Consider the following 24297-nt stretch of genomic DNA (forward strand, 5'->3'; position numbering starts at 1 on the left):
CGGCGACGTAGACGATCCCCCCCGCGACCGCCAAGCCCTGAGGCGATGACAACCCGGCCTCGCCACGGCCGCCGATCGTGCCCTGGTACTTGCCGTCGAGGCCGAACAACACGACGCGGTTTTCAGCACCGTCCAGCACATACAGGGTGTCCGCCACCACCACCGCCTCCTCGGCGCGGCCCAGCAGCTTCTTGCCCTTGGCGTCCTGCAGTTGCAAGCTGAAGGCGACCTGGCCCGTCTCCACGTTCAGCGCATCCACCTGGCCGCTCTTGCGCGCAACGTAAAGGTGCTTGGCGTCCATGCCCAGCAGCTTGCGCAGATCGGCCGTGGACACGGAGCGCACGAACTCCACCCGCGGAGTCTGCGCCTGAGCGGCCCCCAAGAAACCCAGCAGCCCCAAGCTGGCGCCGCACAAGGCCAGCAGTCCGGGCAGCAAGGCACTGATGGCATGGAGCCGCAGGGCGGCGAAATGGGAACGCATGGTCATCAATCCTCTGGAAACGAAACAATCGTGCGAACGGACATGGAGGGCAGGCACGGCAAACCAAGTTTTGTGTCCGAAATGGCGTTTTGTCCATCGGCACTTGCGCCGGCCCGGGATCTCATTTTTCCTGCCGGTTGAAGACACCGTCCCAGTCGGCGCTGGGCGGCCGGGCTTGGAATTCGATGCAGCGTTGCAAATATAGCGCGCTGGGTCCGTCCTGCGGAAAGTCGGCCACCAGCTTGCGGAAGGAATTCACAGCCCCCTCCCAGCGGCGGGCGCGGTAGTGGCCCAGGGCCGCCTCGAAGCGGTCAACCAGCGGGTCTGCGCCGCCCTGGTCCGCGGACGGCGCGGCGGGCCGCAACTCGAACAGCTCCACAGGCTCGGTCTTGCCCACGACGCGCACACAGTCGAGACGGCGAAAGCCGAACTCTCCATCGGCGTCCACGAGCCGCTTCGTCGACTCGCCCACCGTGAAATCGATGCCATAGGTCTTGCCCGCGCCTTCGAGGCGGGAAGCCTGGTTGACCGTGTCACCGATGACGGTGTACTCCATCTTCTGCCCGGACGAGCCGATGTTGCCCGCCACCACCCGGCCGCTGAGGATGCCGCCGCGGATCTGGAAAGGCTCGACCCCGCGCGCGCGCCAGGCATCGGTCAACTCGGCCATCTTGGCCTTCATGCCCAGCGCGCAACGCAGCGCCAGGCGGGCATGGTCCGCCTGCGGCAGCGGCGCCCCCCAATAGGCCATGATGCCGTCGCCCATGAACTTGTCCACGGTGCCGTCGTGCGCGTGGATGATCTGAACCATCGCGGACAGGTACTCGTTGAGGCGGTCCACCACCACCTCGGCCGGGTTGCGCTCGCTGAAGGTAGTGAAGCCCTTGATGTCGGTGAACAGCACGGTCACCTCCCGGCTGTCACCGCCGATGCGCGCGGCGTCGGGGTTCTGCTCCAGCTGACTGACCAGCTTGCTGGAGACGTAGCTCGAGAACATGGCCCGCATTTGTCGCGCGCTGCGCTCCAGCACCATGAAGCGCCAGCCACCGCCCAGCATCAGGGCCAGCAAGGCCGCCACCGGCGGGTACACCATGCTGACCCACTGCCCTTGCAGGAACATCCAGTAGGCCAGCCCCAGGTAACACACCACCAAGCCCAGCACCACGGCCATGGCGCGCTGCAGGCGCATGCGTGCCGTGATGAAGAAGCTCAGGAAACCGATCAGCACGATCATCAGCAGATCAAACAGGGCCTGCATGCCCGTGCGATGGACATAGCGCTGGCTGAGGATGTTGTCGGCCACCGCGGCATGCACTTCCACCCCCGGCGTGTTGGGGTGAAAAGGCGTGACCCGCATGTCATACACCCCCAGCGCGGTCGCGCCCAGGAAAACCGCCTTGTCGCGCAACAGCGCCGGATCGGCCCGGCCTTCCAGCACATCCACGAAGGAGACGCGCGGGTAGGCCCCCGCGGAGCCCAGGTAGTTGATCCACAAGGCGCCATCGGCGTTGACGGGCACACTGCGCAGCAGCTCTTGCCCTCGGGCGATCCAGACGCGGAAGGGCTCCGCGCCGAAACTGTCCGCGCCCAGCATGAACAGCGCCGCCGACAGGCCCAGCGAGGGCATCAGTCGGGTCTGCCCGGACGCCCCGTCCAGGTAGGCGATGCGCAGGTCGTTGCGGCGGTTGACCCCGTCATCCTCGGGCCGCAGATTGATGTGCGCCCGGCCCGCGGCGGCTGCCTCCAACGCCGGCAAGCTGCCCATGCGCCCGGTGACGCGGCCTTGCGTGTCGAACGAGAACGTCGAGGCCAGCACCACATTGCCCGCGCGGGCCAGGGCCTGCGCCAGGGCGGCGTCGACCGCTGGGTTTTCTGGCTCGGGGAAAAAGACGTCGAACAGGACGACACGCGGCTTGGACGCTTCCAGCTTGTCCAGCAAACGCACGTACTGCTGGCGGGTCCAGGGGTAGCGGCCCAGCGCGGCGATGCTCTTGTCGTCGATGGCGATGATGGTGATGTCGGACTGGACCGGCAAGGGCCCCCGCAGGCTCTTGAAGCGCAAGTCGTAGCTGCGTGCCTCGAAACCTTCCAGAAAGTCGTTTTGGGCGTAGTAGAGCCACACCACCGCCGTGACCGCCAGCAGGGCAAGCAGCAGCGACACCCAGCGCCCTCCAAGCGCGCCACGGCTCACCTTCGCCGCGCCCCGCGCCTTGCTTGCCTCGCTGTCGCTCAGTCCGGCCTTGCCGGCCCGCGTATCCCGGCCCATGCGGTTACCTCTCTTGCCTTGTCTTCGGGCGTGGCGCACTATACCTGCGCCGCCCTCTCGCTTGGACTTTGCCTGGGCGGCGCCCATGGATTGGCCCACACGCTGGCCTTTACGCTGGCCGACACGCCGGCCCCTGTGCCGCCCGAGCCGCCAGCCCACTCACCAGGAGACAAGCATGAACCACGCCACGCACGAGGCCGTGCCCGGGAGCGTTGATCCCCGGGCTTTCAAGCGCTTCGCGGACTTCTACCCCTTCTACCTGGGCGAGCACCGCAACCGCACCTGCCGCCGTCTGCATTTCACCGGCAGCAGCCTGGCCTTGGTTTGCCTGGGCCTGCTGCTGGCCACGGGGACCTGGTTCTGGCTGGCGCTCGGCCTGGTCTGCGGATACGGCTTTGCCTGGGTGGGGCATTTCGTGTTCGAGAAAAACAAGCCCGCCAGTTTCCAGCGCCCGCTCTACAGCTTCATGGGGGACTGGGTCATGTACAAAGACATCTGGACCGGCAAGATCCCGTTCTGATCCTGCTTCAGTCCCGGCGCTCCAAGATCACGTCGGCCGCCGAGTTCGCGGCCTCCTTGCCGCGCTTGAGACGCACACTGCCGTCGTCGCTGTTGCGCTCCCTGCCCCCCTGAGGCTCGGCCAGGGCTTCCACGGGCAGCTGCGCTTGCTCGCTACCCGTCATCACGGGCGGCACGGACGCAGCCGCGGCCGAAGCGCCTGACATCAGCTCCGAGACCCTCAAGATCATGGTCTGTCCATCGTTCAGGCGCACGGAGGCGCTGTCTCGACCCAGCGCCACGATGCGCGCGCCATCGGGCAGCGTGGCGTTCAACCGATAGGGACGCCCCGGCTGATCGTCGATGGCGATCAGCGCCACGCCCTGGGCCCCCGCCGCCACACCCAGCAATTTGTAACGAGCCGTGGTCACGTCACTGACGGTCACGGTCGACGGCGAGCCCAGGGCGCGCGCGACAGCTTGCGCATCGCTGAACGCATCCTCCGTGGCCGCGACTTGGCCATCGATCTCCATTCGAGGAGCGCTGGGGCTCGCGCTCAGCACCCAGTACGTGGCCGACCACCCGACTCCCCCCCAAACCAGCAAGGTCAACAGGCGGGCGCGCCATATACTCCACGCGGCCACCGCGGGCCCATGCGCTGGACGAGCGGAGAACGCCTTGCGTTTGCTTACGATCGACACGCTGTGCATGGCCGCATTATCGCCATCCCCTCGCGCACTTTTTCATCCCGAATCAACTGCCATGCTTTCGCAGCGCCCTACAGACTCCCTACAAGCCCGCGACCGGGCGGCAAGTTCCCGCCGCCAGCGCGGCTTCACCCTCATTGAATTGATGGTGGTGCTCGTCATCATCGGCGTGCTGGCCGCGCTCATCGTGCCCAATGTGCTCGACCGCGCGGACGATGCCCGCGTCACCGCCGCGCGCACCGATGTGAACAACATCAAGCAAGCCCTCAAGCTTTACCGACTCGACAATCAACGCTACCCCAGCGCCGAACAAGGACTGGCCGCGCTGGTCAACCGGCCCGAGACCGGCCCCGCGGCCGTGAACTGGCGGCGCTACCTGGACAAACTGCCGCCGGACCCCTGGGGACGTCCCTACCGTTACCTCAACCCGGGCATGCACGATGACGTGGACGTGCTGTCGCTGGGCGCGGACGGCGAACCTGGGGGGGAAGGACCGAATGCCGATGTCGGCAGCTGGCAGTGAAAACGCGCGCGAACGTCATCTCCAGCGCGGCTTCACCCTGCTGGAACTGCTGGTGGTGCTGTTCATCGTCGCGCTCCTGAGCGGCGGCGCGGTCTGGACGATCAGCCAGCAAAGCCGGCACGCGCCGCTGCGCGAAGCCCAGCGCCTCACGGCTTTGTTGGAGGAAGCACGTGCCCAGTCTCAAAGCCAAGGCCGACCTGTGCAATGGCGCGCCATCGAAGGGGGTTTCGAGTTTCCTGGACTGACATCGCAGACCCCAGAGCGAGAACCGATGACACGTCAGTACCGCTGGTTGCGCGAGGACACATCGGCGGTCGTCCTGCAGCCCGCGGGCACCATGCTGCTGCTGGGCCCAGAACCCGTGCTGCCCCCGCAGCGCCTGCGCCTGCAGGTCGATGGCCAGGCCGTGGACATCGGCACGGATGGCGCGCAGGCGTTCTTGGTGTGGCCAGCCGGTCCCGCCGATGGCGTCGCGGATCTCGGCACGCAAGGCGCGCGACCGGCCCCTTGAACACCCGCAACCCCCATCGCCCTACCATGCACTGCCAAACCCTCCAGCCCCCGTTGAAAGACCGCGCGCGCCTCCGACGCCGCCGACGCGGCGCTCAACAGGGGTTCACGCTGATTGAAGTTCTGGTGGCGCTGAGCATCACTGGCACGGCGCTGCTCGCCGGCCTGCAGGGCGCGCGGGCCCTGGAACGATTGGCCGAGCGTCAAACCGACCAGTGGCTGGCGCAACTGTGCGCGCGCAACGCGCTCACCAGCCTGCGCCTGCATGCGCTGTACCCACCCACGGGCGAGCACGATGACTCCTGCGTGCAGATGGGCATGGCCTACCCCCTGCATCTGAGCATCAACCCCACGCCCAATCCATCGTTTCGCGCCGTGCGGGTCCAGGTCTACAAGCCTCAGCCGGTCGATGGAAACCCCACCGACGCTCCCACCTCGCTGTTGCAGCTGTCCACCCTCGTGGGGCGGTACTGAGCCCGCCTGGCTTGATCGAACCGCAATCCATGCGCAAGCAACGAGGCTTCACCCTGCTCGAGCTGCTGCTGGCCATCAGCATCCTCTCGGTGCTGACGCTGCTGGCATGGCGCACGCTCGACACCTTGAGCAAGACCGACACGTGGACTCAGGAGCGCACCGAACACTGGCAAGGTTGGCGAGTGGCATTGGCCCAGTGGCAGACCGACTTGGACGCGATGGAGGACCTCGCGCCGGAACCGGCGCCGGTCTTCGATGGCTTGGTCATCCAGTGGGTGCGGCGTGCCGCCCCCTTGCCCGACGACCACGCGCCGGGTTGGCAGGTGGTGGCCTGGGGCCTGCAGCCCGACGCACAAGGCACGCGCCGCCTGGCGCGCTGGGCCTCGCCCGTGCTGCGCGAGCGCTTGGCCCTGTTGCAAGCCTGGCAAGCCGCGCGCCTGTGGGCGCGCAATCCCACCGAAGCCTTGCGCGCCCAGCAAACGCTGTTGCCCGCCGTGGACGACTGGCAGTTGTTCTATTACCGCGGTGGGGCCTGGAGCCATCCGCAATCGAGCAGTGGTGGCCCCGGGAACGCGGAAACGGGTGACCGGGCCGCGCCCAGTGGCATCCGCCTGCTGCTGACCCTGCCCGGAGCCGACCAGCCGCAGACACGGCAATTGCGGGTCGACTGGGTGCATCCCAGCTACAACGGGCCGCGCACGGAGGGCAGCGTTCCATGAGATCCCCTCCTTCGCGCCCTGGCCTCCGGCGGGAACGGGGCAGCGCCCTGCTGATGGCGATGCTGGTCGTGGCCCTGGTGGCCACCTTGGCCTCCAGTGCTTACTGGCGCCAGTGGCAGGCTTGGGCGGTCGAACGCGCCGAACGCCAACGCCACGAAGCGGCCTGGGTCTTGGTGGGCGCGATGGATTGGGCCCGCCTCATTCTGCGGGAGGACGCCCGCGCGAGCCAAATCGATCATTTGGGCGAGCCCTGGAGCGTGCCCCTGCAAGAGGCGCGTCTGTCAGACTTCCTGAACTTGGATCGCGGGGGCAAGAGCGCAGGTGGCCCACGCCAGGAAGTCACGCAAAGCGAAGACCTCTTGCGCCAGGCCTTTCTGTCCGGAACCGTGACCGACGTGCAAGGCCGCATCAATCTGCGCAACCTGCTCTCTGCCGACGGACAAGGCGCGGGGGCTCGCGTCACACTCTCGCCCGCGGACGTGGCCATCACGCAGCGGCTGTTCCAGCTGCTGGGTCTGCCCGAACCGGAACTGGCCCTGCTGCTGCGCCAACTGCCGGCGGCCTGGGCCGCGGCGCAGGCGTCCACCAGCCGCACGGCGGATGGCAACGACGGCGCGGCGAGTTCAGGCAGCGGCGGACCCATCCCGCCCTCGGCGCCGCTGCTGCCGCAGCGCTTCGAGCAACTGGGCGTGCTGGGGCTCTCCCCCAAGACCTTGCAAGCGCTGGAGCCTCACGCCACCTGGCTGCCCGAGCGAACCCCACTGAACGTCAACACCGCCAGCACCATCGCCCTGCAAGCCAGCATGCCCAGGCTGGAGTCGGCACAGGCGCAGCGCATCGCCGCCGCGCGCCAGCAACGCCCCTTCGCCAGCTTGGCCGATCTCAGCTCCGCCCTCCAAGCCGCGGGCATGCCCGGCCATCTGGCGAACGCGCAAAGTCACGCGGTCAGCAGCCGCTACTTCAGGGTCGTCGGACTGCTGCGGCTGGACGAGGAGGTGTTCGAGGACCGTGCCCTGCTGGTGCGCAACGGCATCACCGTCAGCACGGTCTGGCGGACCAGCGGCCGCGAACCGGCCCACCCCCTGACAACGCCCTAGCGGCCTGTCCGAGTGATATGCTGATCGACGCTCGCAATTTCACCTCTCTCGCCCCGTTGTGCTGCTACTGACCCCCAGCTTGTCGAACACCGCGCCCGCGCCGGCGAGCTCCGCCCGCTTGATGGAGCAAGATTGGAACTGGGCTCAGGTCACCCCCTATCAGACCCTCTCCGATCTCGCCAGCTCGGCCCACGGCAGTGGCCCGCAGGCCACTTGGCCGAACGACGCCAGCGTGGTGCTCATCGTTCCGCCACAGCGCCTCTCCTGGCATCGCGTGCGCCTGCCCAAGGTGCCCGCGCGCAAGCGCTTGGCCGCGCTGCATGGCCTGCTGGAAGAGGCCCTGCTGGACGATCCCGAACAACTGCACTTCGCGCTGCCGCCTGCCGCGCTGGCGGCGAGCGGCCGAGATGGCCTGACCTGGGTCGCGGCCTGCGACCGCGCCTGGCTGACCGCCTGCCTCTCCGCCCTGCGCGCGGCGGGCCGGCCCGCGACGCGCATCTGCCCGGCCTTCCCGCCGGTGGCCGACGCGGCGCAATGCCATCTGTGGGTCAACTCAGAGACTGGCAGCCCCTGGTTGCACATCGCTGGCCCCGAAGGGCTGCTCGGGCTGCCCCTGGCCGCCTTCACGGCCGGTGAGGGATTGTTGACCTCGCTGCTGAGCGCGGTGCAGAGCAAGGACGGGGCTCAAAAACCCGCACCTGCGCCTGTGTGCACGGCCACACCCGACGCGATGGCGACAGTGCAGGCGGTCCTGCCCGATAGGCCCTGGACCACCGAGCCCATGGCGCAGCAGTGGCAACGCGGCGTGAACAGCGGCTGGGATCTGGCGCAATTCGACCTGCGCGATGCCATGGGCGCGCGCCGCGGCCAGGCGCTGTTGGAGTGGCTGCGCCCGCTGTGGCAAGCCCCCCGCTGGCGCCCACTGCGCTGGGGCCTGGCCGCGCTGTTCGCGGTCCAGGTCGTCGGGCTGCATGTGCTGGCATGGCAAGAGCGCGCGGCGCTGCGCCAGTTGCGCGCGGACACCCAGCGGCTCGCGGCGCAAACCTTTCCCCAGCTCACGGTGGTGCTGGACGCCCCGCGTCAGATGCAGCGGGAATTGGACGTCTTGCGCCACGGCGCCGGAGAACTCGGCCCCGCCGATCTGGAGAGCCTGCTCCACGCCTTGGGCGCCGACCCCGCGCTGAGCGGTCTGCAGATGGACAGCCTGCGCTATACCCCGCGCGAAGCGCGCCTGCGCCACGCCGCGGGCGCACCGATCCGCGAGGCACTGACCGCGGTCGCCGCCCGACAAGGCTGGACCGTGCAGACAGGCGCGGGCACGGGCACCAACAGCACATCGGGCCAGGCGGAGAGCGTGTTGAAGCGCAACTGAATCCAACGGCCGCGATGCACACCCCCCTATTCGGAAACAACGACGCGTCATGAAACAACACCTGCTGAGCTGGTGGAAGGGCCTGTCCCCGCGCGAGCGGCGCGCCCTGGGCGTGATGGGCGCCGTGCTGGCGTTCTTCGTGCTGTGGCAGCTTGGGATTGCCATGCCTTTGAGCAGCCTGCGCGACAGCGCGCGGCAACAGCAGCAGGCCCAGGCGCAGTGGAACCAAGTGCAAGTCCTCCGAGCCCAGGCCTTGGCCTTGCGCCAGCGTGGCGCCGAGGCATCCGCCACGGCCGCGCGCGGGCAATCCACCTTGCAAGTGCTGCAGGCCCTGACCGCCGCCGCGGGCGATGCGGGCGCCCAGGTCAACGAAATCGCGCCGGGCAGCTACAGCGTGCGTTTTGACAAGGTCTCGCCCCAAGCCCTCGCCGTCTGGTTGCAAGCCACGCGGCAACAGGCACGTCTGCTGCCCCAGAACGCCGACTTTCAGCGCGTGAGCGGCAACCCCGTGGCCTGGCAGGGCAGCATCCTGCTCGGCGGAAGCTGAGCGGCGTGCGCGCCGGTTCACCTCACCAACTGGTTCAACTCCACGATCGGCATCATCACCGCCAAGACGATCAGCATGACGACCAAGCCCATGCCAACGATGAGCAAGGGCTCCAGCAAGGTCGCCAGGCGCAAGGCGCGCCGCTGAACGTCCGCCCCCAGTTGCGCCGCGGCGCGCTGCAACATGGCGGGTAACTGGCCGGTCTGCTCGCCCAGGCGCGCGAACACCGTCAGCAATCCTGGAAAGCTACGCTGGGCCGCCAAGGCGGCCGCCAGCGGGGCGCCCTCGCGCACCAGGTGCAAGGCCGTCTGGGCATCCGCGCGCAAGGCCCGGTTGTGCAGGGTATCGGCGGCCGTTTGCAGCGCCCGCAGGATGGGGACGCCCGCGTTGGCCAGCAAGGCCAGCGTGGCCGCGAAACGCGCGGCGTTGTAGCCCACGGCCAGTCGCCCCAGCACGGGCAGGCGCAGCCACAACGCATCCATCCGGCGGCGCGGCCCCTCCTGCTGACGCAAGGCGTACACCGTCACGGCAGCGGCGGCCAACAGCAAGAGCAAGGCCCAGCCCCAGGCGCGCAAGAAAGCACTCAGGCCCAGCATGAACACCGTCAACGCGGGCAAGGCCCGGTTGCCGCTGCTGAAGGCGTTGGCCACCTGCGGCACCACGTAGGTCAGCAAGAAGGCGACGATCACGCAAGAGAAACCGCTGACGATGAGCGGGTAGAGCGCCGCGCCCATGAGCTTGGCCCGCAACACCTCTTGCCCATCCAGCTCATCGGCCAAGCGGTCCAGCACCTGCCCCAGTTGCCCGCCCTGCTCACCAGCGGATACCACGGCCACATAACTGTCGTCGAACGTTCGGGGATGTTGCGCCAGCGCACGCGCGAAGGTGGAGCCACCATTGACTTCATCGCGCAGCTGCGCGATCAGGCGCTGCTGCTCCGGACTGCCCGAGTCTTGTGACAGATCCTGGGCCAAGGACGCCAAGGCCCGCTCCAGCGGCAGACCCGCCGCGACCAAGCCGGCCAGTTGACGTGTCCACACCGCCAGTTGGCTGGCGTTGAAAACCCTGCGCTGCCAACTGAAACGGCCCGCCTGGCCAGCGGCGGATGCACTGCCAGCGCCCACGGCCTGCACACTCAGGGGGGTGAGTCCGAGCGCGCGCAGTTGGGCACGGGCGGCACGCGCCGCGTCGGCTTGCAAGACGCCACGCTGGCTGCGTCCATCGGAATCAACGGCTTCGTAGGAATAAGCGGGCATGGTGCGTCCGGCGCGTGGAAAGGAACAATCGTTCGGACAAAGGCATGACGGGCAGACTGCGCTGAAGGGCTGAATGGGTTAAGGGGAGACGCAGTGTCGGCCCTCAGTCCCTCGTCACGCGCAGCAGCTCTTCCCTTGTCGTCACGCCGGCATCAACCAAGCGCTGGCCATCTTCGCGCATGGGCCTCATGCCGGTGCGCTGCGCATGCGCCCGCAGGTCCGCCTCGGGGGCCTGCTGGTGGATGAGGGCGCGCAGTTCATCGTCCGCCGTGAGCAGCTCAAAAATGCCGGTGCGACCGGAGTACCCGCTGTGCGCGCAGGCGGGACAGCCCACCATGCCGCTGGGCCGTTCCAAGGCCTGGTGTGCCCCCTCTGGGGACAGCGCATGCGCGTCAGCACCCAGGGCGGGGATCAATCCGGTTCCCTGGCAGGCGACACAGGCTTTGCGCACGAGCCGCTGGGCCAGCACGCCCAGCAGCGAACTCGATAGCAGGAAGGGCTCCACGCCCATGTCCATCAGGCGCGTGACGGCGCTGGGGGCATCGTTGGTGTGCAAGGTCGCGAGCACCAGGTGACCCGTGAGCGAGGCTTGGATGGCGATCTGCGCGGTTTCGAAGTCACGGATTTCACCGATCATGATCACATCGGGGTCCTGCCGCAGGATGGCACGCAAGGCCTTGGCGAAGGTGAGCTCGATGCGCGCGTTGACCTGCGTCTGGCCGATGCCAGGCAGTTCGTACTCGATGGGGTCTTCCACCGTCATGATGTTGCCGCGCTTGGCGTCCAGCCTCTGCAGCGCGGCGTAGAGCGTGGTGGTCTTGCCCGAACCGGTGGGGCCGGTCACGAGGATGATGCCGTGCGGCTGCGCCACCAGATGTTCGAAGCGTTCGAGGGTCTCGCCGCCCATGCCCACGGCCTCGAGGGTGAGTTGCGAGCCCGATTTGTCCAGCAAGCGCAGCACGGCGCGTTCTCCGTGGGCCGAGGGCAGCGTGGAGACGCGCACGTCGATGGCGCGCCCGCCCAGGCGCAGGCTGATGCGGCCATCCTGCGGCAGGCGCTTTTCCGCGATGTCCAGCTCGGCCATGATCTTCAGCCGTGAAATGAGCGCCGCGTGCAAGGCCCGGTTGGGCTGCACCACCTCGCGCAAGGCGCCATCCACGCGGAAACGCACGCTGGAATGGCGCTCGTAGGGCTCGATGTGGATGTCACTCGCACCGTCGCGCGCGGCCTGCGTGAGCAGGGCATTGAGCATGCGAATGATGGGCGCGTCGTCGGCGCTTTCAAGCAGGTCTTCGATGGCGGGCAGTTCCTGCATGATGCGCCCCAGGTCCGCATCGCTCTGCACTTCGCTCACGACATCGGCCGCGCTGGCATCCCCCTGGCTGGCATACGCGGCGCTCAATCGCCCGGCCAACGATTGCGGCGACTCGATGTGCCAGCCCCAGCCCTCCATCTCGGCCGGCTGAGTGCCGTGATGACGCACCAATTCCGCCAAGGCGGCAAGCAGGCCGGGATTGGCGCCCGCACCGGCTTCCAGCCCGATGCGCACATGCACGCTGCCGTCTTGCTCAGGCGTCAGCAAAAGACCGTGCTGCCGCGCGAAGGCATAGGGCAGACGGCGCACGGGCGGGGATGGAACAGCGGGCGACCTGGATTCGCTCATGGGGGAGACATCACTGCGTCGCGGGTTGGGCGCCTGGCTCGTCGGGTTCGGTGTCCGTTCGACCATCGCGTGGCTTCTGGACTGGTGAGACGGGCGCCTTGGGTGCTGTCGGCGGCAGCACGGCCGCTTCCTCGGCGTTGAGCACGGGGCCATTGCCCACGCGGGCGGGTTGCTGCTGCGACTGCACGGCGCGCATCAGGTCGTAGCGGTCCAGCGACACCCGGTTGCTGTCCTGGGTGTTGCGCACGATCACGGGGCGCAGAAAAACCATCAGGTTGGTTTTCTTGCGACTGCCGCTCTCGCTGCGGAACAACCAGCCCAGGCCGGGGATGCTGCCCAGACCGGGCACTTTTTCCTCGCTGACGCTGCTTTCGTCCTGCAGCAAGCCCCCCAGCACGATGATGGCGCCATCATCGACGAGCACGCTGGTGTCGATGGAGCGCTTGGAGGTGCGCAGCCCCGCCGCGCTGGTCAGCGACGTCGGGTCCACGCTGCTGACCTCCTGCGATATGACCATCTTCACCGTGCCGTTCTCGCTGATTTGCGGACGCACGGCCAGCGTGAGGCCCACGTCGCGCCGCTCGATGGTCTGGAAGGGATTGACCGCGCCCGAGGAACTGTTGTTGGCGGTGTACTGCCCCGTCACGAAAGGCACGTTTTGGCCAATCACGATCTTGGCTTCCTCGTTGTCCAAGGTCATCAAGTTGGGCGTGGACAGCACGTTGCCCATGCGGTTGGTTTCAAGGAAACGGGCCAGCACGCCCAGCGCCACCCCGTTGTTGCCACGCTGAACACCCACGCCCGCCGTGAACCCAGCGCCGGGCGCCGCGGGCTGGCCGCTGGAGATGCCTGAAGCCAAGTTGAAGATATTGCCCGCGCCAGAGCCGAAATTGGTGCCCATCAGGCCCACCACGCTGCTGCTGGACCCGGAGGGGATGCCACCCTGCCACTGAATGCCAAAGTCGTTGGCGACGTCGGCGTTGACCTCGGCGATCAGGCTTTCCACGAACACCTGGGCGCGGCGCATGTCCAGCTGGTCGATCACCGCGCGCAGCTGCCGGTATTGCGGCAAAGGCGCGCTGATGATGAGGGAGTTGGTCGGGACATCCGCCTGAATCTGCCCGCCCGTGGCGCTGCCCGCCCCCGTCCCCGTCCCCGCGCCCGATGCCGACGTGGCCGAACCCGAGGTCAGGCGCGGCGTCGCACCCGCGCGCGTCGTGGACCCGCCCGTGGAAGCGCCCGCTCCGGCGCTGCCGGCCAGGCCGCTGTCCGCGGCCATCACCGCGCGCAGGGTTTCCGCCAGGCGCACGGCCTCGGCATTTTTCAGGTACACCACGTGGATGTTGCCCGCCGCCGCATCGGAGGCCGGCGGCTGATCCAGTTTGTTGATCAGGGTGTGCGCCAGCGCCAACCGCGCCGGGCTGGAAGCGCGCAGCAACAGCGCGTTGCTGCGGGGTTCGGCCAGCACCACGGTGCGCAAGGCCGAGTTCGTGCCCGCTGCGTTGCCGGCGGTGGCGTCGCCGTCGAGCAGACGCTGCACCAGCGGGGCGATGTCACCCGCCAGGGTGTGCCGCAGCGGGCGGATCTCGAGATCGGCGGCTTCGGCTCCCGCGTCGTCCATCGCGGCGACGATGCGCGCGATGCGGCGCAGATTGTCCGCGTAGTCCGTGATCACCAAGGCGTTGGCCCCGGGGCTCACATTGATGGTGTTGTTGGGGCTGATGAGCGGGCGCAGCACGGCCACCAGGTTGTTGGCATTCTCGTGGCGCAGGCGAAACACCTGCGTGACCACCTGCTGCCCCCTGGCGCCGTCAGCGCCAACCTGCACCGCGCCACTCAGGAGCTTGGCGTCGGCCTCGGGCACCACCTTGTACATGCCCCCATCGCCTTCCACCAACGAGAAGCCGCGCACGCGCAGCTCCGCGGCGAACTGCTCCATCGCCACGGCCGCGCCGACGGGCCGGTCACTCAAGAGGTTGATCGTGCCCCGCACGCGCGGGTCCACCACCACGGGACGACCGCTGAGCGCAGCCATGGCGCGCGCCACGGCGTCGATCTCCGCGTTGACGAAATTGAGCGTGAGCGTGCCCGCGTTCGCCGTGCGAGGAGTGAGCGGATCTGAAAATGTCTGCGCCCACGCGGGCATGGCGGCGATGGACAAGAGACAGCCCATCAGCAGCGTCGCGGACACGAGCAGACGTCGCGCCTGCTGCAAGGAAAGCGCGACACGCATCCGACACCAGAAATCAAGCAAGAAACACGACACGAACCCTGTCCTCTGCAAACTCAACCCAGCCTCAGATGAGACCGCAAACCGTCACGCCGGCCCAGAATGTTCAAGAGATTGGACAAAGCGTCAATGCGATCCGGCGCGGCTTCGGCTTGTCCATCCAGACGCAGACGGCCACCCTGCCACTGGCCCTGGGCGTTCAGTTGCAAATCGCCTTGCAACGTGGTGAGCACAAAGTGGATGGCGCTGCCCGCGCCCGGATTGTCCTGGATGGGGCCGCGGCCATCGTCTGCATAAGACCGGGAAACACCCCCCGAATCCCTTGCGGCCGACGAGACATGCAGGCGATAGCTGCCCAGCGGCTTGAGGGTGGACAGCGCCGAAGAAACATGCAGGGCCTGCACTTCCAACTCACCGTCCAGGCGCTGGCCCTGCCAACGCAGGCCTGGCGTGGTCAGCATCAATTGCCCTTGCAAGGCCAGGGTGTTCCAAGGGGCCCCCAGACCGGCCAACCAGCTGGCGGGCCACTCGCTGCGGTGGGCCTCCAGCACCACGGCGGGCGAGCCCGATAACAGGCTGCCCAAGCTCAAGCGCAACGGCTCGGGCGCGCAGCAGGGTGCCACGATCTCAATGCGCACCACCGGCTCACCCAGCCACGACGGGCGCTGGCCATCGACCGAGCCACGGCTCCAGCCCAGCCGCAGGCGCCAGCTCACCCCTTGTGGCAAGGAGCGTTTTTCGAAGGCCCCCGGACCGGCCGACAAAGACAAGCCCGCCTGCCCGGCCCACACCCTGCCCTGCGGTTGGGTCAAGAGCACCCGGCCGCCGGTCAGCGAGGCCACGCCCTCGGCAAGCCAGCGGGCGGGCGCGAACACGACGGTGGCCGCCAGCACGCCCGCGCACAGTCCCAGGAGGGGAGCCCGGCGCGGCCACGCAGCGGCCTCGACGCCTGCGGAGGCGTCTGACGCAGGCGCGTCCGCCCTCGTCCGACCGGTGTAGCGGACAGGGGCTGACGCGAGGAAGGGCAACTTCAACGGCATGGGCAAGCAATTACCGCGTGAGGGCGGGACAGGTGTCCGCCGGGGCGCGGAGTCCCGACAGGGCGATCACCGACTGGGGCGCTTCAACGCGCCGCGGTCAAGGCGTCACGCAGGTTCAACTCATCGAGCTGGGTCTTGCGCCAGAGGCCGGCCCGGCGCGGCAGCAGCAACGCGTCAACCAGCGGCGCCAGCAAAGCACGGTCAGGATCGACCAAGAGGATCAGCCGCATCGGCTCGCCGCGTATGCCGCCGGCCAAGCGGCCCACCCAATTGAGGCGCTCCAGCACCTCTGCCAAGGGCTCCAGCTGCAGGGGGTCCACCCGCAACTTGCGTGACAGCTGCATCAAGGTCAGGCCATGGTCGGCCGACTGCCGTGCCGAGGACAAGACCCGGACCATCTCCAGGGCGAGCTGGAACTGCCAGCCAGGTTCCGGGGCGCGGCGCGCGACCCCGGCGAGCAGGCTGGGCAGGTACGCGGTGATCACCGCCCCCAGCAGCACGATGACCCAGGCCATGTAAATCCAGATCAACAGAATCGGCACGGTCGCGAAGGCACCGTACACGGCTGAATACGTGGGCACGGCCTTGAGGTAGAACCCCAGCAGTTTCTTGGCGCCTTCCAGGGCAATGGTCGCCAGGATCGCGCCGGTCCAGGCATGCAACCACTTGACCCGTGTGTTGGGCACATAGTGGTACACAGCGGCCAGCGCCAACGCCGCGGTCAGTGACTCGAAGAGATCAAGCGCCAGCCGAAGACCGGGTGGGAGGCTGGCGGTGGGCCCCAGGTAGGAGGTGCCCAGCAGGCTGAGCATCACCAGCAGCGGACCCAGGGTGATGGCCGCCCAGTACACCAACAGTCGCTGGCCGAAGGCGCGCGGGCGCTGCACCCGCCACAGCGCGTTGAACGTGCGGTCGATGGTGAAGATCAGCCCCAGCGCGGTCAGGAACAGCACCCCCAGGCCGGTCCACCCCAGACGTCCGGCGCGACGGGAAAACTGGCTGATGTAGGCCAGGACCTGGCGTGAAATGTTTTCCGGCACCAGACTTTCGATCAGCCACTTCTGCAGCACGTCCTGGAACTTCGCGAACATGGGGAAGGCGGTGATCAGCGCCAGCGCGACGGTCAGCAGGGGCACCAGGGCGATGGTGGTGGTGAAGGTCAAGCTGCCGGCGGTCTGGCCCAGGCGGTCTTCGCGGAAGCGCTCGCGCAAGGTCCAGGCCGTGTTGCGCCAAGGGAAACTGGCCACGCCCCGGACGAAGGCCCGCACTCGGCGTTGCCATTTGGAGAAGAATAGAACGAGTGCATGCATGCCGCTATCATGCCAGCCTCCATGAACGAACCTCACGCAGCATCCGCCGATTCCGTAACAGCCCGTGACGAAAGCGCGCCGCATACCCCCCCCGCCACGGCGCCCCAAGCCCACGTCCGCCTGAGCCGCCGCCTGACCGTGGTCAGCCTGCTGGCGCTGATTGGCCTGGGACTGGCCTGGGAACTGTGGCTGGCCCCGATCGGCCGGGGTACGCTGGCGCTGAAAGTGCTGCCCCTGTGCCTGCCGCTGGCCGGCCTGCTGAAGAACCGCATGTACACCTACCGCTGGCTGAGCCTGCTGGTCTGGCTCTACATCCTCGAAGGCTTGGTGCGCGCCACCAGCGGCGAGCCCGCGCGTGTCGTGGCACTGGCCGTGGCCGAGATCGCGCTGGGCCTGATCCTCTTCACCGGCTGCGTGCTGCACATCCGTCTGCGCCTGCGAGACGCGCGCTCAACGCGTGCCCAAGAAACTGTGACGACTCCATCATGACCACCGCATCGACTTCAGGGCTGATGGCCCAACTGCGCGACATTGTCGGCAAGGACTACGTGCTCACCCAGGATGACGGCGCGGACCTCCGTGCCTGGGAACTGGACTGGCGCGGCCGTGAGCGCGGCCGCGCCCTGGCCGTGGTGCGCCCCGCGTCCACGCGGGAAGTGGCCGAGGTCGTGAAGGCCTGCGCGGCCGCTCGCGCGGCCATCGTCCCGCAGGGCGGCAACACCGGCATGGTGGTCGGCTCCACGCCCGACACCAGCGGCACGCAAGTCGTGCTGAGCCTCACGCGCCTGAACAAGGTGCGCCAGCTCGACCCGGGCAACATGACCATCACGGTGGACGCGGGCTGCGTGCTGCAGACGCTGCAGGAGGAATGCGAAAAAGCGGGGTTCCTCTTTCCGCTCAGCCTGGCCTCCGAGGGCAGTTGCACGATTGGCGGCAACTTGGGCACCAACGCGGGTGGCACGCAGGTCGTGCGCTACGGCAACACGCGCGAGCTCTGCCTGGGCCTGGAAGTCGTGACCGCCCAAGGCGAGATCTGGGACGGCCTGCTGGGCCTGCGCAAGGACAACACGGGTTACGACTTGCGTCACCTGTTCATCGGCAGCGAGGGCACGCTGGGCATCATCACCGGCGCGACGATGAAAATTTATCCGCTGCCCAAGAGCCAACTCACCGCCTTCGCCGCCCTGCCCTCGCTGGAGGCGGCGGTGCAACTGCTGGGCCTGGCGCACGAACACCTGAGCGCGGGCCTGACGGGCTTCGAGGTCATGGGCCAGTTCGCGCTCAGCCTGGTGAACAAGCACTTCCCCCAGCAGCGTGTGCCCTTCTGGCAGGAATCGCCCTGGTGCGTGGTGCTGGAAAACTCCGACAACGAATCCGAGGAACACGCACGAGCCCAGTTCGAACGCCTGCTCGAGGCGGCGATGGAGGCGGGCTGCGTGACCGATGCCGTGGTGGCCGAGAACCTGAGCCAGGCCAAGGCGCTCTGGCACATCCGGGAGAGCATTCCGCTGGCCCAGGCCCAGGAAGGGCTGAACATCAAGCACGACATCTCGATCAACGTGTCTCGCATCCCCGCCTTCGTGGCCGAGACCAACGCCTTGCTCGAACAACAATTCCCCGGCGCCCGACTGGTGACCTACGGCCACCTGGGCGACGGCAATCTGCACTACAACGTGCAGGCGCCCGAAGGCGTGGACCAGAAACGCTTCCTGGCCGAGCAAGAAGCGCCGATGAACCAGGTGGTCTACGCCGTCGTGGACCGCTACCGGGGCTCCATCAGCGCCGAACACGGCATCGGCAGCCTCAAGATCGACAAGCTGCCCGAACACAAATCGCCTGTCGCGCTGGGCCTGATGCGCAACATCAAGCAGGCGCTGGACCCCTTGAACCTGATGAACCCGGGCAAGCTTCTGCACACCGAGAATCCCTGACCATGAATGCCCCCACCGCGCCAGCGACACGCCCCGTGCGCAGCCAATACGAAGACTTCATGCGCCATGTGCACACGCATGGCGTGGCCAAATCCGACCGCACCGGCACCGGCACGACAAGCGTGTTCGGCCACCAGATGCGTTTCGACCTGAACGAAGGCTTTCCGCTGGTGACGACCAAGAAGGTGCACCTCAAATCCATCATCCTTGAACTGCTGTGGTTCCTCACGGGATCGAGCAACAACAACTGGCTCAAGGACCGCGGCGTGACCATCTGGGACGAATGGGCGCGCGAGGACGGTGACCTGGGCCCGGTCTATGGGGTGCAGTGGCGCAGCTGGCCCACGCCGGACGGCGGGCACATCGACCAGATCAGCGAAGTCATCAAGACGCTCAAGAGCAACCCCGATTCACGCCGCATCATCGTCAGCGCCTGGAACGTGGCCGAGCTGAGCAAGATGGCGCTGATGCCCTGCCACGCCTTCTTCCAGTTCTACGTCGCGCCCTCGCAAGTCGCCGGTGAACCGGGCAAGTTGAGCTGCCAGCTCTACCAGCGCAGCGCCGACATCTTCCTGGGCGTGCCTTTCAACATCGCGAGCTACGCCTTGCTGACCCACATGGTGGCCCAGCAGTGCGGTCTGGGCGTGGGCGACTTCATCTGGACCGGCGGCGACTGCCACATCTACAGCAACCACCACGAACAGGTGGAACTGCAGCTGAGCCGCCAGCCCTACCCCTACCCGGTGTTGCACATCAAGCGCCAACCCGATTCGATCTTCGACTACCAGTACGAGGACTTCGAGGTGCGGGACTACCAATGCCACCCGGCCATCAAGGCGCCGGTCGCGGTGTGACGCGTCGCCCATCGGTGCATCCGTGATTTCTTCCCGTCAATTGACGGCCCTGGTGATCCTCACGCTGATGTGGGGCATCAACTGGCCGATGATGAAGTTCTCCCTGCGCGAACTCTCGCCCCTGTACTTCCGCGCGCTCACCATGAGTTGCGGCGCGCTCTTTCTCTACGCCTGGTACCGGGCCCGGGGCCTGCGCCTGTGGCCGCGCTGGGACAAAGGCGGGGGAGAATGGCGCGCCATCGCGGTCATCGGCGCGCCTAATATCCTGGGCTGGCATGCGCTGTCCATCCTCGGCGTCAAGGAGCTGGCCTCGGGCCGCGCCGCCGTGCTCGGCTTCACCATGCCCATCTGGACCGTGCTGCTGGGCGCGCTTTTTTTTGGCGAGCGGCTGACGCGCCGCACGGTGCTCGCCGTCGTCGCCGTGGGCGCGGCGGTGGCTTTGCTCACCTCGAGTGAATTCAGCGCGCTGAGCGGTCGTCCGCAAGGCATCGCCTGGATGATGTTCGCGGCCTTGTGCTGGGCCATCGGCACCCTGCTGCTGCGCCGAGCCCACCTCACCCTGCCCCTGGAAGCCTTGACCATCTGGAGCATGATCTTGTCCAGCGTCTGCCTCTGGGTCATCGCGTTCGCGAGCGAACCCTGGCCGGCCTGGCAATTCAGCGGTGCGATGTGGCTCGCCCTGGCCTATGGCGCCTTCATCAACTACGGCTTCGCGCAGACCCTGTGGGCCGGCCTGGCGCGCCACCTGCCGCCCGCCACCAGTGCCATGAGCGTGATGGCGATTCCGCTGGTGGGCACGCTCAGCGCCGCCTTGCTGATCGGCGAGACTCCGCATTGGCAAGACTGGGCCGCCATCGTCTGCGTGACGGCGGCCATCGCCGCCGTGCTGCTTCCCCCTGGCCTGCTGCGCCCAGCACGCCCACCGGAGACCCCATGAAACTGCACCTGATCTACGCCCGCGCCTCCAACGGCGTCATCGGCAAGGACGGCGTGATGCCCTGGCACCTGCCCGAAGACCTCGCGCACTTCAAGCGCACGACCCTGGGCGCGCCCGTCATCATGGGCCGCAAGACCTGGGACTCTCTGCCGCCGCGCTTTCGGCCCCTGCCCGGACGGCGCAATGTCGTGGTGACGCGTCAGGTGGGCTGGAAAGCCGAGGGCGTGCACGGCGTGGCCGCCGTGGCGCAATCCCTCGACGAGGCATTGCGGCTGTGCGAGGACGCTGCGGACGTCTGGATCATCGGTGGCGCGCAGATTTACGCGCAGGCACTGCCGCTGGCCAGCACGGCCGTGGTGACGGAGATCGAAGCGGATTTCGAGGGCGACGCGCATGCGCCTGTGCTCGGGCCCGAGTGGGTGGAGACTGCTCGGGAGCGCTTGGTCGCGGCCAATGGCCTGGGGCTGAACTTCGTGACCTACACCCATCGCAGGACGGACTGAGCCAGCAAGCAGCGCCCACCGCGGTGGCACCCGCATGGATGATCGAGACTGATCCGCCCCCGTGCGTTGCGTGTCAGAAGTCGGTCACGGCATTTCGCTACAGTTCGATCCCGCGAATCCCATTTCGCGCTTTCCTTTCGCCTTTTCTTTTCATTCACTACAAACCCATTTCATCATGTCTGGACAAGGTTTTCACGTGCACGGTCCTCACGACCACGAACTCGAACACGCCGCGCAACACGCCTCCGAATCCGCCGGTCACGGCAAACAAGGCGGCGGGTTGACCAACCAGATCGCCATGTTCACGGCCATCATCGCCACGGTCGGCGCGATCTTTTCCTACATGGGTGGCGCCACCCAGGCCAACGCTGGCCTCTACAAAAACAACGCCGCCATCAAGAAGACGGAAGCGTCCAATCAATGGAACTACTTCCAGTCCAAGAGCACCAAGCAGTCCCTGGCCGAGGTCTCGCGTGACCTGACGCAGAACCCGGCGGAGAAGGCCAAGTACCAGGCCAAGATCGAGCGCTACGAGACCGAAAAGGAAGAGATCCGCAAGAACGCTGAGAAGCTGGAGGCCGAGTCCCTGGCCTGGGACCATCGCAGCGACGAAGAGTTGCACCTGCACCACCGCTGGGCCCAGGCCACGACCGTGCTGCAAGTCGCGATCGCCATCGCGGCCATCGCGCTGCTCACGCGCAAGCGGTGGCTGGAGTACCTGATGGTGGTGGGGGGTGTGCTGGGCGTGGCCGTGGGCGCGCTCGCCATGCTCCACTATTGAAGCCGACCGCCTCGCCATGAAACTCGCCACCTGGAACGTGAACTCCCTCGGCGTGCGCCTGCCTCAGGTGCTCGACTGGCTGGCCGCGCAGGCCGCGGGTGGCGCGCCGATCGACGTGCTGGCCTTGCAGGAACTCAAGCTCACCGACGACAAGTTCCCGCACGCCGAGTTCGAGGCGGCGGGTTACCGGGCCGAGGCCTACGGCCAGAAGACCTACAACGGCGTGGCGCTGATTTCACGCCTCTCCCTGCCCGCCCTGCGCGACGTCACGCGCAACATCACGGGCTTCGAGGACGAGCAGGCCCGCGTCATCGTCGCCACGCTGGACACGCCGCAAGGGCCGCTGCGCATCGTCAACGGCTATTTCGTCAACGGCCAGGAACCGGGCAGCGAGAAGTTCGCCTACAAGATGCGCTGGATGGACGCGCTGCGCGCGCAGGTCCAGGCGGAGCTGGCCACGCACGCCCGCCTGGTGCTGCTGGGCGACTACAACATCACGCCGGACGACCGTGACTCCTACGACCCCGAGGGCCTGCGCGAAACCATCCACCACACCACGCAGGAACGTGAGCAATTCAAGGCCCTGCTGGCGCTGGGCCTGCACGACGCCTACCGCATGTTCGAGCAGCCCGAGAAAAGCTACTCCTGGTGGGACTACCGCATGCTGGGCTTCCAGAAGAACCGCGGCCTGCGCATCGACCACATCCTGGTCAGCGAGGCGCTCAAGCCCGCCGTGCAAGGCTGCACCATCGACCGCCTGCCCCGCAAGAACAAGCAGCCCAGCGACCACGCTCCGGTGCTGCTGGAGTTGCAAGGGTTCTGAGCCCAACGCTTGCACATCGTCGCCGCCTTGGACACCCTGGGTTATGCCCTCTTCGCGACCCCGCTGGGCCACTGCGGCCTGGCTTGGAGCGAGCGCGGGCTGACCGGCGTCCAGCTGCCGGAAGCTGACGAGGCGGCCACGCGGGCACGCATGCGGCGGCGTTTTCCCGGCGCGCCGGAGATCGAACCGTCCCTCAGCGCGCAGGCGGCCATCAATGCCATCACCGCGCTGCTGGAGGGCCATCCCCAGGAGCCACGGGATTTGACGCATTTGGTGCTGGACATGGAGGGCGTGCCGCCCTTCCACCAGCGCGTGTATGAGTGGGTGCGGCGCATCCCGCCGGGCGAGACCTGGACCTACGGCGAGGTCGCCGAGCAACTGGGCGCGCCCGGCACGGCGCGCGCCGTGGGCCAGGCGATGGGATCGAACCCTTACGCCCCGGTGGTGCCTTGCCATCGCGTGCTGGGCGCTGGCGCGAAAGGCGTCGGCTTTTCCGCCCATGGCGGGACGCAGACCAAGCTGAAGATGCTCGAGCTGGAAGGCGCGCGCTTCGGCGGGCCGGGACTGTTTGACTGAGGCTGGCCACGCGGCCTCAAACCTGCCGACGCCAGACGCCAGGACCGGCCCGCGCACCCGATCGGTCCTGTGACTCAGACCGGGCCTGCGAACAGCGCGTCCGCGCCACCCCCGCCGTCGGCCCGCCAGCGGCGCTGTCCGAAACGCTGCCGGTATTCCGCCATCGTGAGCCCGGTCTCGCGCTTGAAAAGACGCTGGAAGGAACTGGCGTCTTCGTAACCGGTCTGCCAGACCACCTGGTTCACCGAGGTGCGAGACGCTTCGAGTTGCGTCTTGGCCTCCTCGATGCGCAAACGTTGCTGGTACTGCAGGGGCGTCATGCCCGTGGCCAAACGGAAGCGGCGCATCAGCGTGCGCGGTGTCAGCCGCAATTGCGCGGCGAGGCCATCCATGTCAAAAGCTTCTCGGTAGTGGGCTTCCAGCCATTGCTGGCCCATGGCGATGGCTTCGTCGCCATGGTCACGACGCGGCACCCAGAGCCGGTAGGCGTTCTGCCCACTGGTGTGACCATCGGCCAGCATCAGGCGCGCCGTCTGTGCCGCCACGGCCTCGCCTTGAAGTTGGCTGATCAGGCGCAGCACGGTGCTGGAGAAAGACTGCGCGCCGCCCCCGCACAGCAGCCGCTCCCCTTCCACCAGCAAGCTGTCGATGCGCAGTTCCACGCGCGGGAACAGCGCGCGAAAGGCCTCCTCGCCCCGCCAATGGGTGGTGGCCAGCCGGCCATCCAGCAAGCCGGTGGCCGCGAGCAGAAAACTGCCGGTGCAGCAGGACGCGAGCAGTCCTCCGGCTTCGTGCACGGCACGCAGCCAGTCAATGAGCGGCTGCTGCCCCGCCAGGGTCTGCCGCATGCGCGTGACGCCAAAGTTCGCGGGCGGGCCGGACGGCACGAAGGCGATGGCCAAGGAACTCGGGTCGGGCAGGGCCGACTGGGCCGGCATGCTCACCCCATTCATGGTCTCCACCGGCTTGCCATCCGCCGAGACCAGCGTGGGCAGGAACCGAACGTCGACGCCGGGAAACTTGCGAGCCACGTAGTTCGCCGTGCTCAACATGTCCATCACCCCCAGCACGCCGGACACCACGCATTGGGGGGTCAGCACCAAGGCGATGTGGAGTGGAGGTGCGACTTCCGAATTGGCGACGTTGGCAGTATTGGCATTCATAGTGTCGATATTGCCACTTGGACGACCTGACTGGCA

At 67.5% G+C, this 24297-nt stretch carries 25 protein-coding genes; 16 read left to right on the forward strand and 9 right to left on the reverse strand.

The annotated features are described in order from the left end of the window. Together HGR_RS13485 and HGR_RS13490 are read right to left on the reverse strand one after the other, a co-directional pair. The coding region (locus tag HGR_RS13485) for a YncE family protein (RefSeq protein ID WP_138922535.1) at positions 1-481 on the reverse strand (481 nt) is incomplete at its 3' end. A 121-nt stretch (positions 482-602) separates the two neighbouring features. Then, the gene (locus tag HGR_RS13490; protein ID WP_006298850.1) at positions 603-2747 is read right to left on the reverse strand and encodes a CHASE2 domain-containing protein; all 2145 of its coding nucleotides are present in this window, start codon (positions 2745-2747) and stop codon (positions 603-605) included. 175 nt (positions 2748-2922) lie between these two features. Between HGR_RS13490 and HGR_RS13495 the strand changes: the two genes are divergently transcribed. Continuing rightward, the gene (locus tag HGR_RS13495) at positions 2923-3267 is read left to right on the forward strand and encodes an Mpo1-like protein (protein WP_006298851.1); all 345 of its coding nucleotides are present in this window, start codon (positions 2923-2925) and stop codon (positions 3265-3267) included. Between the two features lie 7 nt (positions 3268-3274). Here the strand turns inward: HGR_RS13495 and HGR_RS16880 are convergent, their stop codons facing one another. Then, positions 3275-3955, reverse strand: a complete 681-nt coding sequence (locus tag HGR_RS16880; protein ID WP_081463547.1) for a type II secretion system protein N — start codon at positions 3953-3955, stop codon at positions 3275-3277. A gap of 52 nt (positions 3956-4007) precedes the next feature. On the opposite strand from HGR_RS16880, the gene gspG reads away from it, so the two are divergent. Genes gspG through gspM form a run of 7 tightly spaced genes read left to right on the forward strand, consistent with a single transcriptional unit; the run spans position 4008 to position 9194 of the window. Further along, positions 4008-4475: a type II secretion system major pseudopilin GspG gene (gspG, locus tag HGR_RS13505; RefSeq protein ID WP_039853595.1), complete on the forward strand. Its 468-nt coding sequence runs from the start codon at positions 4008-4010 to the stop codon at positions 4473-4475. Further along, positions 4450-4986, forward strand: coding sequence for a prepilin-type N-terminal cleavage/methylation domain-containing protein (locus tag HGR_RS13510; RefSeq protein WP_169312704.1), 537 nt, complete (start codon positions 4450-4452; stop codon positions 4984-4986). The genes gspG and HGR_RS13510 overlap by 26 nt, the downstream gene beginning before the upstream one ends. Before the next feature lie 26 nt (positions 4987-5012). Further along, positions 5013-5459, forward strand: coding sequence for a type II secretion system minor pseudopilin GspI (gene gspI, locus HGR_RS13515; RefSeq protein ID WP_006298855.1), 447 nt, complete (start codon positions 5013-5015; stop codon positions 5457-5459). Between the two features lie 29 nt (positions 5460-5488). Continuing rightward, complete coding sequence (locus tag HGR_RS13520) at positions 5489-6178, forward strand: PulJ/GspJ family protein (protein WP_138922537.1); 690 nt, start codon at positions 5489-5491, stop codon at positions 6176-6178. Further along, positions 6175-7275, forward strand: coding sequence for a type II secretion system minor pseudopilin GspK (gene gspK, locus HGR_RS13525; protein ID WP_039853596.1), 1101 nt, complete (start codon positions 6175-6177; stop codon positions 7273-7275). Before HGR_RS13520 ends, gspK begins: the two co-directional genes overlap by 4 nt. 58 nt (positions 7276-7333) lie before the next feature. Further along, on the forward strand, positions 7334-8647 hold the full coding sequence (gene gspL, locus HGR_RS13530; protein WP_006298858.1) for a type II secretion system protein GspL: 1314 nt from the start codon (positions 7334-7336) through the stop codon (positions 8645-8647). 49 nt (positions 8648-8696) lie between these two features. Beyond that, the gene (gene gspM / locus HGR_RS16885; RefSeq protein ID WP_006298859.1) at positions 8697-9194 is read left to right on the forward strand and encodes a type II secretion system protein GspM; all 498 of its coding nucleotides are present in this window, start codon (positions 8697-8699) and stop codon (positions 9192-9194) included. Between the two features lie 17 nt (positions 9195-9211). Here the strand turns inward: gspM and gspF are convergent, their stop codons facing one another. From gspF to HGR_RS13560, 5 genes are all read right to left on the reverse strand, one after another. After that, positions 9212-10450, reverse strand: coding sequence for a type II secretion system inner membrane protein GspF (gene gspF / locus HGR_RS13540; RefSeq protein WP_006298860.1), 1239 nt, complete (start codon positions 10448-10450; stop codon positions 9212-9214). A 103-nt stretch (positions 10451-10553) separates the two neighbouring features. Continuing rightward, a complete protein-coding gene (gspE, locus tag HGR_RS13545) occupies positions 10554-12113 on the reverse strand; it encodes a type II secretion system ATPase GspE (protein WP_193365422.1) in 1560 nt (519 codons plus the stop codon). Positions 12114-12123: 10 nt separating this feature from the next. Further along, entirely contained in the window at positions 12124-14346 is a 2223-nt protein-coding gene (gene gspD / locus HGR_RS13550) for a type II secretion system secretin GspD (RefSeq protein WP_006298862.1), read from the reverse strand. A 53-nt stretch (positions 14347-14399) separates the two neighbouring features. Then, entirely contained in the window at positions 14400-15383 is a 984-nt protein-coding gene (gene gspN / locus HGR_RS13555; RefSeq protein WP_169312705.1) for a type II secretion system protein N, read from the reverse strand. Between the two features lie 83 nt (positions 15384-15466). After that, positions 15467-16693, reverse strand: coding sequence for a YihY family inner membrane protein (locus HGR_RS13560; protein WP_006298864.1), 1227 nt, complete (start codon positions 16691-16693; stop codon positions 15467-15469). Between the two features lie 21 nt (positions 16694-16714). Between HGR_RS13560 and HGR_RS13565 the strand changes: the two genes are divergently transcribed. The 8 genes from HGR_RS13565 (at position 16715) to HGR_RS13600 (ending at position 23098) form a co-directional block, all read left to right on the forward strand. Next, entirely contained in the window at positions 16715-17182 is a 468-nt protein-coding gene (locus tag HGR_RS13565) for a DUF2069 domain-containing protein (protein WP_138922538.1), read from the forward strand. Beyond that, a complete protein-coding gene (locus tag HGR_RS13570; RefSeq protein WP_006298866.1) occupies positions 17179-18624 on the forward strand; it encodes an FAD-binding oxidoreductase in 1446 nt (481 codons plus the stop codon). Before HGR_RS13565 ends, HGR_RS13570 begins: the two co-directional genes overlap by 4 nt. Before the next feature lie 2 nt (positions 18625-18626). Beyond that, on the forward strand, positions 18627-19478 hold the full coding sequence (locus HGR_RS13575) for a thymidylate synthase (RefSeq protein ID WP_006298867.1): 852 nt from the start codon (positions 18627-18629) through the stop codon (positions 19476-19478). 22 nt (positions 19479-19500) lie between these two features. Continuing rightward, positions 19501-20415 (forward strand): DMT family transporter, encoded by a 915-nt coding sequence (locus HGR_RS13580; RefSeq protein WP_138922539.1) that lies wholly within the window; start codon positions 19501-19503, stop codon positions 20413-20415. After that, the gene (locus HGR_RS13585) at positions 20412-20918 is read left to right on the forward strand and encodes a dihydrofolate reductase (protein WP_006298869.1); all 507 of its coding nucleotides are present in this window, start codon (positions 20412-20414) and stop codon (positions 20916-20918) included. The genes HGR_RS13580 and HGR_RS13585 overlap by 4 nt, the downstream gene beginning before the upstream one ends. A gap of 175 nt (positions 20919-21093) precedes the next feature. Then, complete coding sequence (locus HGR_RS13590) at positions 21094-21699, forward strand: DUF4337 domain-containing protein (RefSeq protein ID WP_039853615.1); 606 nt, start codon at positions 21094-21096, stop codon at positions 21697-21699. Positions 21700-21715: 16 nt separating this feature from the next. Next, positions 21716-22522 (forward strand): exodeoxyribonuclease III, encoded by an 807-nt coding sequence (gene xth, locus HGR_RS13595; protein ID WP_006298871.1) that lies wholly within the window; start codon positions 21716-21718, stop codon positions 22520-22522. Positions 22523-22531: 9 nt separating this feature from the next. After that, positions 22532-23098, forward strand: coding sequence for a methylated-DNA--[protein]-cysteine S-methyltransferase (locus HGR_RS13600; RefSeq protein WP_006298872.1), 567 nt, complete (start codon positions 22532-22534; stop codon positions 23096-23098). A gap of 74 nt (positions 23099-23172) precedes the next feature. Here the strand turns inward: HGR_RS13600 and HGR_RS13605 are convergent, their stop codons facing one another. Continuing rightward, positions 23173-24261 (reverse strand): GlxA family transcriptional regulator, encoded by a 1089-nt coding sequence (locus HGR_RS13605; RefSeq protein ID WP_006298873.1) that lies wholly within the window; start codon positions 24259-24261, stop codon positions 23173-23175. Between the last annotated feature and the right edge of the window lie 36 nt (positions 24262-24297).

The organism is Hylemonella gracilis ATCC 19624 (assembly GCF_000211835.1).
Classification (GTDB): Bacteria; Pseudomonadota; Gammaproteobacteria; order Burkholderiales; family Burkholderiaceae_C; genus Hylemonella; species Hylemonella gracilis.